At 37.2% G+C, this 14440-nt stretch carries 12 protein-coding genes and 1 riboswitch; all 12 genes read left to right on the top strand.

Features of this window, described 5'->3' with window-relative positions; genetic code table 11:
- Nucleotides 1–107 precede the first annotated feature (107 nt).
- The 12 genes from mmsA to thiD all read left to right on the top strand — a co-directional run bounded on the left by mmsA (nucleotide 108) and on the right by thiD (nucleotide 14419).
- Complete coding sequence (gene mmsA, locus DWV06_RS15225; RefSeq protein WP_115483032.1) at nucleotides 108–1658, top strand: multiple monosaccharide ABC transporter ATP-binding protein; 1551 nt, start codon at nucleotides 108–110, stop codon at nucleotides 1656–1658.
- Nucleotides 1659–1660: 2 nt separating this feature from the next.
- Nucleotides 1661–2830, top strand: a complete 1170-nt coding sequence (gene mmsB, locus DWV06_RS15220) for a multiple monosaccharide ABC transporter permease (protein WP_115483031.1) — start codon at nucleotides 1661–1663, stop codon at nucleotides 2828–2830.
- Between the two features lie 53 nt (nucleotides 2831–2883).
- The gene (locus tag DWV06_RS15215) at nucleotides 2884–3969 is read left to right on the top strand and encodes a GntR family transcriptional regulator (RefSeq protein WP_115483030.1); all 1086 of its coding nucleotides are present in this window, start codon (nucleotides 2884–2886) and stop codon (nucleotides 3967–3969) included.
- Nucleotides 3970–3997: 28 nt separating this feature from the next.
- Nucleotides 3998–5494, top strand: a complete 1497-nt coding sequence (gene araA / locus DWV06_RS15210; protein WP_115483029.1) for an L-arabinose isomerase — start codon at nucleotides 3998–4000, stop codon at nucleotides 5492–5494.
- 33 nt (nucleotides 5495–5527) lie between these two features.
- Nucleotides 5528–7237, top strand: a complete 1710-nt coding sequence (locus DWV06_RS15205; protein ID WP_331463339.1) for a ribulokinase — start codon at nucleotides 5528–5530, stop codon at nucleotides 7235–7237.
- A gap of 25 nt (nucleotides 7238–7262) precedes the next feature.
- Nucleotides 7263–7958 (top strand): L-ribulose-5-phosphate 4-epimerase, encoded by a 696-nt coding sequence (locus DWV06_RS15200; RefSeq protein ID WP_115483028.1) that lies wholly within the window; start codon nucleotides 7263–7265, stop codon nucleotides 7956–7958.
- A 49-nt stretch (nucleotides 7959–8007) separates the two neighbouring features.
- On the top strand, nucleotides 8008–8838 hold the full coding sequence (locus DWV06_RS15195) for a transketolase (protein WP_115483027.1): 831 nt from the start codon (nucleotides 8008–8010) through the stop codon (nucleotides 8836–8838).
- Nucleotides 8832–9782: a transketolase family protein gene (locus DWV06_RS15190; protein ID WP_115483026.1), complete on the top strand. Its 951-nt coding sequence runs from the start codon at nucleotides 8832–8834 to the stop codon at nucleotides 9780–9782. Before DWV06_RS15195 ends, DWV06_RS15190 begins: the two co-directional genes overlap by 7 nt.
- A gap of 74 nt (nucleotides 9783–9856) precedes the next feature.
- A complete protein-coding gene (locus DWV06_RS15185; protein ID WP_115483025.1) occupies nucleotides 9857–10990 on the top strand; it encodes a [Fe-Fe] hydrogenase large subunit C-terminal domain-containing protein in 1134 nt (377 codons plus the stop codon).
- 160 nt (nucleotides 10991–11150) lie between these two features.
- Nucleotides 11151–11996 (top strand): CsxC family protein, encoded by an 846-nt coding sequence (locus tag DWV06_RS15180; protein WP_235828980.1) that lies wholly within the window; start codon nucleotides 11151–11153, stop codon nucleotides 11994–11996.
- A gap of 86 nt (nucleotides 11997–12082) precedes the next feature.
- Nucleotides 12083–12191, top strand: a riboswitch (TPP riboswitch).
- 114 nt (nucleotides 12192–12305) lie between these two features.
- Nucleotides 12306–13613, top strand: coding sequence for a phosphomethylpyrimidine synthase ThiC (gene thiC / locus DWV06_RS15175; protein WP_115483024.1), 1308 nt, complete (start codon nucleotides 12306–12308; stop codon nucleotides 13611–13613).
- Nucleotides 13614–13639: 26 nt separating this feature from the next.
- The gene (thiD, locus tag DWV06_RS15170; protein ID WP_115483023.1) at nucleotides 13640–14419 is read left to right on the top strand and encodes a bifunctional hydroxymethylpyrimidine kinase/phosphomethylpyrimidine kinase; all 780 of its coding nucleotides are present in this window, start codon (nucleotides 13640–13642) and stop codon (nucleotides 14417–14419) included.
- Nucleotides 14420–14440: the final 21 nt, after the last annotated feature.

The following is a 14440-nucleotide window of genomic DNA, read 5'->3' as shown; positions in this document are numbered from 1 at the left end:
TTGATATTTGCAGCAGGGGTGTGGCGGTCTTGTACCGCCGCCAAATCGAATGAAAGGATTCTGTAAAGAAGAATTTTAATCAAAAGGAGAAGAAAGGGAGCGAAAAAATGTCTGATGTTATCTTGGAAATGAAAAAAATAACGAAAGAGTTTTCAGGGGTGAAAGCATTAGCAGATGTACAGTTAAGCGTGAAACGTGGAGAAATTCATGCTCTATGTGGAGAAAATGGAGCAGGAAAATCTACGCTGATGAATGTATTGTCCGGCGTGTATCCATATGGTACTTATACCGGGGATATTATTTATAATAACGAAGTATGCCAATTTCACAACATCAAAGAAAGTGAAGCGAAAGGAATTGTTATTATACATCAAGAGCTGGCTTTGAGTCCGTGTCTGTCTATTGCAGAAAATGTATTTTTGGGGAATGAACAGACTTCTGTAAAAGGTGTCATAAATTGGACTAAGACAAAAAGCAAAGCAAAAGAAATGCTGGCAAAAGTGGGATTGGAAGATGAAAATGTCAATTTGCCGGTCAACTTACTTGGTGTTGGGAAACAGCAATTAATTGAGATTGCAAAAGCTTTGGCGAAAAAAGTCGAACTCTTGATATTGGACGAACCAACAGCAGCGTTAAATGATGAAGAGAGTAAAAAGCTATTAGAGTTAATGCTGGAATTAAAAAAACAGGGAATTACTTGTATCATTATCTCTCATAAATTAAATGAAATCAGTTATGTTGCAGATTCAATTACGATTATTCGGGATGGAAAGACGATTGAAACAATAGAAAAGGAGAAAGAAGATTTTACGGAAGACCGTATTATTAAAGGAATGGTTGGAAGGGAGTTGACCAATCGTTATCCCAAACGGGAAGATGTTAAAATTGGAAAGACTATTTTTGAAGTAAAAGATTGGAATGTATTTCATCCGGAAGAAGCAGAACGGCAAATGATTAAAAATGTTTCTTTTCATGTCAGGGAAGGAGAAGTAGTTGGTTTTGCAGGGCTAATGGGAGCAGGCAGAACGGAATTGGCTATGAGTATCTTTGGGAAGACCTATGGTCAGAAGATTCAAGGCAGCATTAAAATGCATGGAAAAGAAGTGAGGATCAAAAACGTAAAAGATGCCATACAACATAAGCTTGCATATGTTTCAGAAGATAGAAAGAATTATGGATTGGTTCTGATAGAGGATATTAAACGAAATATGACCATGGCTGCGTTAAAAAAGTTTTTTTCTAAAAATGGAGTAGTGAATAAGAATGAAGAAATATTAGCAGCAAATAAATTTATGAAAAAAATTAATATAAAGGCGAATTCAATTGATCAAAAGGTTGTTTCCTTATCAGGCGGAAATCAACAGAAAGTAGTTCTGGCAAAGTGGATGCTGACACAGCCGGATGTTTTGATATTGGATGAACCAACAAGGGGAATAGATGTAGGTGCTAAATACGAAATCTATTGTGTGATTAATGAACTTGCCAAAGCTGGAAAAGCAATTATTATAATTTCATCAGAAATGCCTGAGATTATAGGAACTTGCGACCGTGTATATGTAATAAATGAAGGTGAGATTGCTGGGGAATTAAATGAGTATGAGGTTTCTCAAGAAAAAATCATGCAGTGTGTCATGGCACATAACAGAAAGGGAGAGTAAAAATGCGAGAGAAAAAAGTAAAAAATTTAGATATGAAACAATATGGTATGGTCGTAGCTCTTATTGCAGTTTTCTTGATATTTTCTTTTCTGACAAAAGGAGCGAATATGACTCCTATGAATATGAATAATCTGATTATGCAAAATGGCTATGTTGTAATATTGGCAGTCGGTATGCTTCTTTGTGTTTTGACTGGGAACATTGATCTTGGAGTTGGCTCAATGGTAGCATTATCCGGGGCTGTGATTGGTATTTTGCTTGTGGATTACAAAGTGAATATTTGGATTGCGATATTGGCAGCAATTTTGGTAGGGCTTTTGTCAGGGGTATTTGTTGGATTTTTTGTTTCAAAGCTTGGGATCCCGCCGTTTATTGTAACCCTGGCGACAATGCTTATGGGGCGTGGTCTTACTTATACGGTTTTGCAGGCACAGACGAAGGGACCGTTTCCCAATGAATTTACATACATAGGTGCAGGTTTTTTACCTACCATAAAAGTAAATCTTGGGGGAAGACCAATTGATGTGATCAGTGTTGGTGTAGCAATAATAATTTCGGTATTGATACTTTTAGCAGAATTCAAAGATATAAAAACAAAAGAAAAATATGGTTTCGCAACCAATCCTTTGTGGCAGATTGCGATAAAGGAAATTGTTATACTTGCAATTGTGTGGTTTATCTTTTCGAAACTGGCAACTTGTAACGGGATTCCCTTTGTTCTTGTTATTATGGCAGTTTTGGCAGGGTTTTATCATTATATAACAACGAAAACAGTAGCCGGGCGTCAAATTTATGCTTTAGGCGGTAATGCAAAAGCAGCAAAACTATCTGGTATAAATACTGAAAAAGTTTTCTTTTGGGTGTATACTAATATGGGAATTATGTGTGCGATTGCAGGCATTGTTTTATCTGCTCGAAATGGTTCCTCAACACCAAAAGCCGGAGATGGATTTGAGATGGATGCCATTGCTTCCTGCTATATTGGAGGGGCAGCTACGGCAGGTGGAGTCGGAACTGTAATCGGAGCAGTAGTCGGCGCTTTTATCATGGGAATTTTGAATAACGGAATGTCCTTGTATGGGTGGTCTACCGATATTCAAAAAATCGTTAAAGGAGCCGTACTTCTTGGAGCCGTAACCGTAGATTTGGTTACAAAGCGTAAGAAGGGCTAAAGAATAAAATAGAAATGAGGTAGAAGGCCGGAAAGGTTTCGGTCTAGAATCAGATGAAAAATAACACACCAAAATATTTAGAGATCGTAAATTTTATAAAGGAAAAGATTGAGTCTAAAGAATTAAAACCAGGTCAGAAGATTTATTCGGAGAATGAATTAAGTAAAATATTTAAACTAAGCAGACAGACGGTACGTCATAGTATCAGTGTTCTGGAAAAAGAGGGTATTGTAAGAAAAGTACAAGGAAGCGGTACGTATGTGGCCGATAATCGTCTGACAAATTTGGAAAATAAGACTAGAATAGCTGTGATAACCACTTATGTTGACAGTTATATTTTTCCTAGAACCATTAAAGGGATTGAAAATTATCTTTTTGAAAAAGGGTTTTCTGTTCAAATAGCATTTACCAATAATGTGTTTGCCAGAGAGAAAATTATTCTGGAAGATATTCTAAATAGAAATGATGTGGCTGGAATTATTGCTGAACCTACCAAGAGTGGACTTCCGAATTTGAATGAAGATCTTATTTCGGAAATAACCAGCAGGCATATTCCGGTAGTATTCATTAACAGTTATTATGCTGATTCAAAGCTGCCTCATGTTTCTATTAATGATAAAGAAGCAGGAAGAAAAGCCACGGAATATTTGATTTCTATGGGACACAGAAAAATAGGTGCAATTCTAAAACTGGATGACGGACAGGGACATTTACGTTTCAAAGGATATTCAGAAGCAATGATGAATGCAGATTTAGATTTTTTGGATACAGATATTGTTTGGATTGATACCGAAGAAGTGAAACATTTGGAGAAGACAAAGGGTAAAATATTAGAAAGATTAGGGAATTGTACTGGAATTTTATGTTATAACGATGAAGTTTCATATAGCTTGATTGAAATATTAAAAAAAGAGGGAATGAAGGTTCCTGAAGATATTTCAATTGTTAGTATCGATAATTCAGAGTTGGCTGTTTTGTCAGATGTGGAATTCACTTCTATTCCTCATCCTATGGAACGATTGGGGGAAAAAGCAGCAGAAAATTTAATTCAACTTATCAAAAACCCTAGTTTTGATGCAAATTATGAGTTCGATGAGGACATTATTATAAGAGATTCTGTAAAGAGGATTTCACGTTGATTCGAATTCTGTATAAAGGAGGCATTTTGTGAAAACAGCAAAGAAATATAAATTCTGGTTCTGTACAGGTTCGCAAGATCTATATGGCGATATGTGTTTAAGGAAGGTCGCAGAACATGCAGCAAAAATGGTAGAAGGGCTTAATCAATCAGGCGTATTGCCTTTTGAAGTAATATTAAAGCCTACATTAATCAGTCAGACATCGATTCGGCAGACTTTAAATGATGCGAATAACGATGAAGAATGTGCAGGTGTTATAACTTGGATGCATACTTTTTCACCGGCCAAAATGTGGATTATAGGATTGCAGGAATACAAAAAACCTTTGTGCCATTTACATACTCAATTTAATGAAGCGATTCCTTATGATTCCATTGATATGGATTTTATGAATGAAAATCAATCTGCCCACGGTGACAGAGAGTATGGGCATATCGTCAGCAGGATGGGGATTGAACGGAAAATTATTGTTGGACATTGGGCAAAAACAAAGGTACAGGAACAATTAGCAAATTGGATGTTAACTGCAGTCGGAGTCATGGAATCGTCACATATCAGAGTCTGCCGATTTGGAGATAATATGAATAACGTGGCTGTTACGGAAGGAGATAAAGTTGAGGCGCAGATTAAATTTGGTTGGGAAGTAGATCATTATAATGTAAATGATGTAGTGGAATACGTAAATGCAGTATCGCCCAGTGAAGTAAATGCCTTAATGGAGGAGTATGAAAGCAAGTATCAAATGCTTTTTGAAACGAGAGATCCGGAAGAATTTAAAAGACATGTTGCTGCTCAGGCTCAGATAGAAATAGGAATGGAAAAGTTCTTAGAAGAACGGGATTACCATGCAGTAGTAACACACTTCGGTATGCTTGGGGGTTTAAAGCAATTACCAGGATTGGCGATTCAACGCCTAATGGAGAAAGGGTATGGTTTTGGAGGAGAAGGAGACTGGAAAACAGCTGCGATGGTAAGGCTGATGAAAATTATGACGCAGTCTGTTAAAAATCCTAAAGGCACCTCATTTATGGAAGATTATACCTATCATTTGGTTCGAGGAAAAGAAGGCATATTACAATCTCATATGTTAGAAGTATGTCCTACTATTGCAGAAGGACCAATTTCAATCAAAGTCAATCCATTAACAATGGGGAACCGTGAAGATCCGGCTCGCTTGGTATTCACTTCGAAAACAGGACCGGGTATTGCGACTTCCTTAATTGACTTGGGAAATCGGTTCCGATTAATTATTAATGCAGTAGATTGTAAAAAGTGTGAACATTCCATGCCGAATCTGCCGGTAGCAACAGCTTTTTGGACACCGCAGCCCAATTTGGAAGAAGGAGCAAAAGCCTGGATCATGACAGGTGGAGCCCATCATACGGCCTTTTCTTATGATTTAACAGTAGAACAGATGGTGGATTGGGCTGATGTAATGGGAATTGAGAGTGTTGTGATTGATAAAAATACCAGAACTTGTGAACTGAAAAAAGAATTAAGATGGAATAATATGTACTATAAATAAGACGAAATTATCTTTTTGGGAGAAGGGAAATGTATGTCTGATAAGCGTCAATTAAAAAGGAAAAGAGGGGAAGCTATAATGGAAAATAAATATTCTGTAGGTGTTGATTTTGGGACATTGTCAGGTAGAGCAGTATTAGTAGATGTTTCAAATGGAGATGTCATTGCTCAGTCCACAAAAACATATACACATGGAGTTATGGATCAATTCCTGCCAGATGGGACGAAATTAGGACATGACTGGGCGTTACAACATCCAGGTGATTATTTGGAAGTGTTGGAAACTACCATTCCGAATGTTCTAAAAGAAGCAAATGTGAGCAAGAATGATGTAATAGGAATGTCAATTGATTTTACATCCTGTACGATTCTGCCGGTTGATAAAGCAGGGGTTCCGCTTTGCTTAAAAGAAGGTTTCGCAAAATTTCCTCATGCATGGGTGAAGCTCTGGAAACATCATGCGGCTCAAAAACAGGCGAATAAATTAAATCAAATTGCAGAAGAAAGAGGAGAAGAATTTTTAGGAAGATATGGAGGGAAAATTTCCTCTGAATGGGTAATTCCGAAAATTATGCAAATTTTAGAAGAAGATCCAAAGATTTATGAATTGACCGACAAAATTTTAGAAGGCACAGACTGGGTTACAATGCAGTTGACTGGAGTTGAAACCCGAAACAGCTGTACAGCCGGTTATAAAGCAATATGGCACAAGAAAAAAGGATATCCAAGTAAGGAGTTTTTCAAAGCTTTAGATGATAGGCTTGAAAATGTTGTAGAAGAAAAGTTAGGGACAAAAATTCTGCCACAGGGTTCAAAAGCAGGTGAGTTAACCAAGGAAATGGCTGAGAAGATTGGACTTAATGCAGGGACTCCGGTCGCAGTTGGTAATGTTGACGCACATGTGGCAGTGCCGGCAGTTGGGATTACCGGGCCTAATAAAATGTTAATGATTATTGGAACATCAACATGTGATGTTATGTGTGGTGAGGTTGAAAAAGAGGTTCCGGGTATGTGTGGAGTCGTAGAAGATGGTGTTTTACCGGGATATTTTGGTTACGAGTCCGGGCAATCCTGTGTTGGAGATCACTTTGACTGGTTTGTAAATAATTGTGTCCCTGAGAGTTATTATAAGGAAGCGGAAGAAAAAGGTGTTAATATCCATGAACTATTAATGGAAAAAGCCTCCAAACTGAAAGTAGGAGAAAGTGGGCTGCTGGCTCTTGATTGGTGGAATGGAAATCGTTCCTGTCTGGTAGATGTGGATTTGACAGGAATGATGCTGGGCATGACACTGGCAACAAGACCGGAAGAGATCTACAGAGCGCTAATTGAAGCAACCGCTTACGGTAAAAATAAAATAATAAAAACTTTTGAAGAAGCAGGAGTTCCGGTAGAGGAGTTATATGCCTGCGGAGGAATTTCAAAGAAAAATCCATTAATGATGCAGATTTATGCAGATGTTACAAACAAAGAGATATTTATTGGAGCCTCTGATCAAAGTCCTGCTTTAGGGGCAGCGATGTTTGGAGCAGTAGCAGCAGGAGCTGAAAAAGGTGGATATGATACCATCTTTGATGCAGCAAGAGCAATGGGAAAAGTGGAAGAGAAGTCATATAAACCAATTCCTGAGAATGTAAAGATTTACGAGAAGATATTTAAAGAATTTGAGACCCTTCATGATTATTTTGGCAGGGGAGAAAATGATGTGATGAAGAGGTTGAAAAAGTGGAAGAAAGAATCTTAAATTAAATTATCCTGGAGGGGATTTTATGTTAGAAGAACTGAAATATCAGGTATATGAGGCGAATATGAAACTACCGGAGTATGGGCTGGTTACGTTTACATGGGGAAATGTGAGCGGTATAGATAAAGAAAGAGAGTATTTTGTGATTAAACCCAGCGGTGTGGATTATGATAAACTTTCGCCCGAAGATATGGTAGTAATGGATCTGGAAGGAAATAAAGTAGAAGGAAAATGGAACCCGTCCTCTGATACTGCTACACATATTGAATTATATAAAGCAAGTCGTGATATAGGGGGAATTGTACATACACATTCAACCTGGGCTACAAGCTGGGCACAGTCAGGAAGAAGTATTCCCTGTTATGGCACGACCCATGCGGATTATATGTATGGAGAGATTCCTTGTGTCCGCTGTTTAACAAGAGAAGAAATTGAAGATGAATACGAAAGAAATACAGGCAGACTAATTGTAGAATATTTTAAAGGAAAAGACTATTTAGCAATGCCGGCAGTTCTTTGTAAAGACCATGGGCCGTTTACTTGGGGGAAAGATGCAAAAGAAGCGGTACATAATGCAGTTGTTTTGGAAGAAGTGGCAAAAATGGCGGCGAATTGTGAGTTGATTAATAGAAAAGTACAGCCCGCGCCACAAGAATTGTTAGATAAGCATTATTTCAGAAAGCATGGAGAAAACGCTTATTACGGCCAGAAACGTAGTTAGTTTTCTTTGGAACCATGAAAAACCGAAAGGAAAAGGAAGGGAATAAGGTATGAATCAATTGGATCTAAAGCGTATAGCAAATGAAGTCCGTAAGGGGATCGTTACATCTGTATATAGTGCTCAGGCAGGCCATCCGGGAGGAGCTTTATCGTCTGCAGAGATATTTACATATCTTTATTTTCAAGAAATGAATATCGATCCGAAAAATCCAAAGATGGAAGACAGAGATCGTTTTGTATTGTCAAAAGGGCATGTTGCGCCCGGGCTTTATGCGGCATTGGCTAACAGAGGTTATTTTCCGGTTGAGGATTTAAAAACACTTCGTAAATTGGGATCCTATTTGCAAGGGCATCCTGATATGAAACGGATACCGGGAGTGGATATGTCTTCAGGGTCTCTTGGACAGGGAATATCGGCAGCGATAGGAATGGCTTTGGCTGCGAAGCTAGATGAAAAAGATTATCGTGTGTATACATTAGTAGGAGATGGAGAAATCCAGGAGGGCCAGATTTGGGAAGCGGCGATGTTTGCGGGCTTCCGTAAATTAGATAATCTCGTGGTCATTATTGATAATAATGGTCTGCAGATTGGAGGAAATATTGATGAGGTATGTTCCCCTTACCCGATTGATAAGAAATTTGAGGCATTTAATTTTCATACAATTACTGTAGATGGTCATGACTTTGATCAACTTAAAGATGCATTCGCACAAGCTAGAGTTATAAAAGGGAGACCGACAGCTATCATAGCGAAAACAATCAAAGGGAAAGGGGTCTCTTTTATGGAAAATCAAGTGTCATGGCATGGGGCGGCACCGAATGAGGAACAATACATAAAAGCTATGGCAGATTTGGAAAAGGCAGGTGAAGTTCTTTGTTAGAGGGTAAAAAAATTGCGACTAGAGAGAGTTATGGCAATGCATTGGCAGAGTTTGGAAAAGTTTATCCTGAATTGGTAGTGTTGGATGCAGATTTGACGGCAGCAACGAAAACTTCTATATTTAAAAAAGCATATCCTGACAGACATTTTGATTGTGGGATTGCTGAATGTAATATGGCTGATATCGCAGCAGGGCTTGCGACTACAGGTAAAATTCCGTTTATTAGTTCTTTTGCTATGTTTGTTGCTGGAAGAGCGTTTGAGCAGATTCGAAATTCAATCGGTTATCCCCATTTAAATGTAAAAATCGGTGCAACTCATGCTGGTATCACAGTTGGAGAAGATGGTGCTTCACATCAATGCAATGAAGATATTAGTTTGATGCGCAGTATTCCAGGTATGGTAGTAATGTGTCCGTCGGATGATATAGAGGCCAAAGCTTCCGTAAAGGCAGCGATTGAATATGAAGGACCTGTATATATAAGATTTGGAAGAGCACCGGTTCCTGTTATTAACGATAAATCAGAATATGAATTTAAAATGGGAAAAGGTAATATTTTAAAAGAAGGAACTGATGTTACGATTATTGCTACAGGTATTTGTGTGTGCCAGGCATTAGAGGCTGCTATGATGCTTAAAGGGGATGGAATCGATGCAAAAGTAATCAATATGCATACGGTGAAACCATTGGATGAAGAGTTGGTAATCGAATCAGCGAAAACTACGAAGAAAATAGTAACAATAGAAGAGCATTCGATTATAGGAGGTCTTGGGAGTGCGGTATGTGATGTACTTTCTACTACATTGCCGACCAAGGTATTGAAAATAGGAATCAATGATGTCTTTGGAGAGTCAGGTTCTGCAAGTGCATTGATTCATAAATATGGATTAGATGCGGAAGGTATCTATTCAAAAGTGAAAGTATTTTTAAGGGATGGTTTTTGATTGGATAGCAAAAAAACGTATAATACCAGATGAGAACGTCAATGCTAAAACAGCAAAGGAGTGTTGATTCTAAGATGAGTACGTTTAAACATTTATATAAATCAGTTACAGATGAAAAACATGGACATAAGTTAGAAGAAGGATTAGAGAAAGTCCGTTCAAAAGATCCGGAAGAAAACCATTTATCCTGTTTATTACATCCGGAAGAAAGAATATCTTCTTTAAAAGAAAAAGAGGTCTTCATGAAGGAAGCTATGGATGATCCCGAATTTACAAAAGATTTAAAATTAACAATTGATTTATTGCAAAATCATAAAGGTCCTGTATATGCATTGGTGGCGCCTGCATATATAGGACAATTTGGTGACCATATTACTACAGGGCAGATCAGAAGTGCATTTAAAGAAATGGGTTTTACCGGAATGGTTGAAGTTGCTGTTTTCGCAGACATATTAACGTTTAAGGAAGCATTAGAGTTTCATGATAATATAAAAGACGAAAATGATTTCCAACTTACCAGCTGCTGCTGTCCTGTTTGGATTTCTTTGATTAAAAAACATTTCCCCAAAATCGTTTCTCATATACCGCCGGCAGTTTCGCCTATGATTGCATGCGGCAGAGTGGCAAAGCATCTTCAACCCGATGCAGCGACAATTTTTATTGGTCCGTGTATGGCAAAAAAAATGGAAGCAAAAGAAGAAGATATCAAAGATGCCATTGACTGTGTATTGACCTTTCAAGAAACGGAACAATTATTTGAAAAAATGAGTATTGTTTTAGAAAATCAGATAGAGTCTATACGCAACCATACTTCTTATGCCGGAAGGATTTATGCAAGGACCGGTGGAGTCAGTAAAGCGGTTGAGATGACAATAAAGAGAATTGATCCCAATCAGAAAATAAAATTTAAAGCAAAGCAGGCAGATGGAGTCATGGAGTGTAAGAAACTTTTGGAAGAACTTCTAGAGGGAAAAGTAGAAGCCAATTTTTACGAAGGTATGGGGTGTCAAGGCGGTTGTGTTGGAGGACCCAAAAGAATTATAAGCACAGAAAAAGGAAAAGAGAATGTTGAAGAGTATGCGAAGGAAGCAGAGTTTGAGACTCCATTGGATAACCCGTATGTAATTGAATTATTACATGTGCTTGGGTTTAAAACAGTAAAAGATTTTGTTGAAAATAGCAAGTTGTTAACTAGAAAATTTACTTAGAATATGTTTTCGTTGTTCTGCAAGATTTATAACTACCTAATTATAGAAAATTTAGACAAAGTTTAGTTAAAAAGTGTACATTTTGAAAATTAAGAATATTATATAATAGGATATAAAATAGTTATACTTTATATCTTAATTTCTATAAGGAGGTAATTATATGAATAATGTTAGTAACGATAACAAAGAACGTAAAATAGAAAGCAAAAGTAATGCAACAGTTGTAAGCACTGAAACTCATATTAGTTCAGATTGCCATAAGGATTGTGATTCCGCTGTTTTGAAATCAGATACACTTCCTGGCGCTGAGAATTACCCTTGGTTTGGTGGAGAATATAAAATACCTAAAGTTCTTGCAGAATTTATTGTTCAAATCGATTCAGAATCGAAAATCAGACTTAATGAACCTTCCTATGAAATAAAAAGAATTGAAAAACAAGTATTCTTAACACAATGCAGATATATTCCGCCAACAGACAAAGTATTTATTGAAGGTTATATTAGAAAAAATATTGAATATGCTACAAAACATTGCACTAGTAAGACTGGAATAGGCGGCGCTATTAAAGATACAACAGTTCATATTCCATTTAAAACTTATACGAAAGTTAACTTTTGCGGGAACCTTCCGCAAGTTCAACCTAACTATCCTCCAATGGTTGCAAGATATTTTGATCAAAAAAGAATGGGAAAGAATTTTAGGGAAGCAGATAGATCGGATATTGAAATTTTCAACGAACCTGTTTATTGTGAATTGGAATGGTCAGCAGTATTTGATGCTGATATAGATAATAAAGGTACTCCAATTGATGGATTTATCAATGAAGAGGAATTCCAAGAATTTACAGACAAATCAGTTGTTTATTTATGCATGAAATTACTTCAGAAACAACAGGTATGTTGGTTCGATCCTTTTGATAAAGATGGCAAAGGAGAAAAACAAACTTCTAAATTAGATTCTAAATGGAATTTACCAATAACAGAAATGAGAGATTCAAAGAAATAATCTATATAGGCTGTTGCATTATTGTGACAGCCTATAATTCATTATTGACAAGTAATTTTAAGTCTTCTATAATAAAAACATAATTGAATAGAAATCTGGGGAGCTTGCTAAAGCAGGCTGAGAGGAAGTGTGTTACATTTCGACCCATGACCTGATACGGATAATGCCGACGTAGGAAGAGAGAAAAGTATACATTGTTGAATCATAGACATATCCTAAGGGGTATGTTTTTTTATTTTTAACAATTCTAAAAAAAATAATCATAAACTCCTATAAAGCATTTAAACCTGACAAGAAAGGAAAATTATAATGAAATTTACAACACAAATGGATGCAGCAAGAAAAGGAATTTTAACAAAAGAAATGCAAGTCGTAGCAAAAAAGGAGCAAATAGATACACAAGAATTAATGAAGTTGGTAGCGGAAGGAAAAGTTGCAATTCCTGCCAATAAAAATCATACAAGCCTTGATCCAAACGGAGTGGGGTTTAAATTAAAAACAAAAATCAATGTTAATTTAGGAGTATCAAGAGATAGTACGGATTTAAATGTGGAGTTAGAAAAAGTGAACGAAGCAGTAGCATTGGGCGCAGAGTCAATTATGGATCTCAGCAACCATGGGAATACAAGAGAGTTTCGTAAAAAGCTGACACAAGAATGCCCGGCTATAATTGGTACGGTACCAATCTATGATGCTGTTGTATATTACAATAAAGCTTTAAAAGACATAACGTCACAGGAATGGATTGATATAGCAAGAATGCATGCAGAAGATGGCGTGGATTTTATGACAATTCATTGTGGGTTAAATCGATCTACTGCGCAAAGATTTAAAAAGAACAAAAGACTGACCAACATAGTATCACGTGGCGGCTCTTTAATGTTTGCCTGGATGGAAATGACAGGAAAAGAAAATCCGTTTTACGAATTTTATGATGAAGTATTAGAAATCTGCCGACAATATGATGTTACTATGAGTCTTGGGGATGCGTGTCGTCCGGGTTCTATTGCAGATTCTGGTGATATCTCTCAGATTGAAGAACTTGTAACACTGGGAGAACTTACAAAACGTGCATGGGAAAAAGATGTTCAAGTAATCATAGAAGGACCTGGGCATATGCCTTTAGATCAGATAGAAGCAAATATGAGGATACAGCAGACGGTTTGCCATGGAGCGCCATTTTATGTTTTGGGACCGTTAGTGACTGATGTGGCACCCGGATATGATCATATTACTTCTGCAATTGGTGGAGCTATCGCTGCTACCTATGGAGCTTCTTTCTTGTGCTATGTAACACCGGCGGAACACTTAAGACTTCCAACAGTAGAAGATGTTAAAGAGGGGATTATCGCAACTAGAATTGCAGCTCATGCAGCTGATATTGCAAAAGGTCTTAAAGGTGCTAAAGACTGGGATTATGAGATGAGTAAAGCTAGAAAAGAAATCGACTGGGATAGGATGTTTGAACTTTGTATTGATCCGGAACGAGCAAAAGCTTATAGAGCCTCTTCTAAACCGGAAAAAGAAGATACATGCAGCATGTGTGGCAATATGTGTGCAATGAAAAATATGAATCGTATTTTAGAAGGTGAAACGATTAGCGTTTGGAATGAATAGAAAAAGTGGTTTTTGGAGGGAAAAGGATGAAAAAGGGATTGACCATAGCGGGTTCAGATCCAAGTGGAGGAGCAGGGATTCAGGCTGATTTAAAAACATTCCTGGCTCATAATGTTTATGGGATGAGTGTTATTACAGCTGTTACAGCTCAAAATACAACAGGAGTTTTTGCAATAGAAGACCTTTCCGAAGAGATAGTTGGTAAGCAGTTAGATGCTGTTCTATCAGACATATATCCGGATGCAGTGAAGATTGGGATGGTATCATCGAAAGAATTGATCAAATTAATTGCTGAGAAACTGAAAGAATATCATGTCAGTAATATTGTATTAGATACGGTAATGGTTTCTACCAGTGGACATTCATTGTTACGACCCGAGGCGAAAGAAGTTTTGATTCATGAACTCTTGCCTCTGGCAAATTTAATTACTCCTAATATTCCTGAAGCGCAAGAAATTGCAGGAATTACAATTTATAATAAAGAAGATATGGTACGGGCAGCAGAAATTATTTCCAGGAAAACAAATGCTTATGTACTTGTAAAAGGCGGACATTTAAAAGATTGTTCTGATGATTTATTATATAAAGATGGTAATGAGAAATGGTTCTTTATGGAACGAATAAAAGTAGAGAATTCTCATGGAACAGGATGTACTCTTTCTTCTGCCATCGCGGCGAATCTGGCTTGTAATAAGAGCATGGAAGAAGCAGTTGGTCTTGCAAAAGAATATTTGACAGGAGCACTTATAGATGGTTTGGATTTGGGCAGGGGTAATGGTCCGATTAATCATGGATGGAATTTATAAAAAGGAAGAATGGTTCTTTAA

The organism is Anaerosacchariphilus polymeriproducens (assembly GCF_003363435.1).
In the GTDB taxonomy this organism is placed as follows: Bacteria; Bacillota; Clostridia; order Lachnospirales; family Lachnospiraceae; genus Anaerosacchariphilus; species Anaerosacchariphilus polymeriproducens.
The sequence above is the reverse complement of the archived record's forward strand: the minus strand, read 5'-3'. Positions and strand labels throughout refer to the sequence as shown.

What these genes read in the sequence shown, in the direction of transcription:
- DWV06_RS15195 (WP_115483027.1), top strand. Translation starts at nt 8,008, where the DNA reads ATGAATCAATTGGATCTAAAGCGTATAGCAAATGAAGTCCGTAAGGGG.
- thiD (WP_115483023.1), top strand. Translation starts at nt 13,640, where the DNA reads ATGAAAAAGGGATTGACCATAGCGGGTTCAGATCCAAGTGGAGGAGCA.
- mmsB (WP_115483031.1), top strand. Translation starts at nt 1,661, where the DNA reads ATGCGAGAGAAAAAAGTAAAAAATTTAGATATGAAACAATATGGTATG.
- DWV06_RS15200 (WP_115483028.1), top strand. Translation starts at nt 7,263, where the DNA reads ATGTTAGAAGAACTGAAATATCAGGTATATGAGGCGAATATGAAACTA.
- DWV06_RS15205 (WP_331463339.1), top strand. Translation starts at nt 5,528, where the DNA reads ATGTCTGATAAGCGTCAATTAAAAAGGAAAAGAGGGGAAGCTATAATG.
- thiC (WP_115483024.1), top strand. Translation starts at nt 12,306, where the DNA reads ATGAAATTTACAACACAAATGGATGCAGCAAGAAAAGGAATTTTAACA.
- DWV06_RS15185 (WP_115483025.1), top strand. Translation starts at nt 9,857, where the DNA reads ATGAGTACGTTTAAACATTTATATAAATCAGTTACAGATGAAAAACAT.
- DWV06_RS15180 (WP_235828980.1), top strand. Translation starts at nt 11,151, where the DNA reads ATGAATAATGTTAGTAACGATAACAAAGAACGTAAAATAGAAAGCAAA.
- DWV06_RS15215 (WP_115483030.1), top strand. Translation starts at nt 2,884, where the DNA reads ATGAAAAATAACACACCAAAATATTTAGAGATCGTAAATTTTATAAAG.
- mmsA (WP_115483032.1), top strand. Translation starts at nt 108, where the DNA reads ATGTCTGATGTTATCTTGGAAATGAAAAAAATAACGAAAGAGTTTTCA.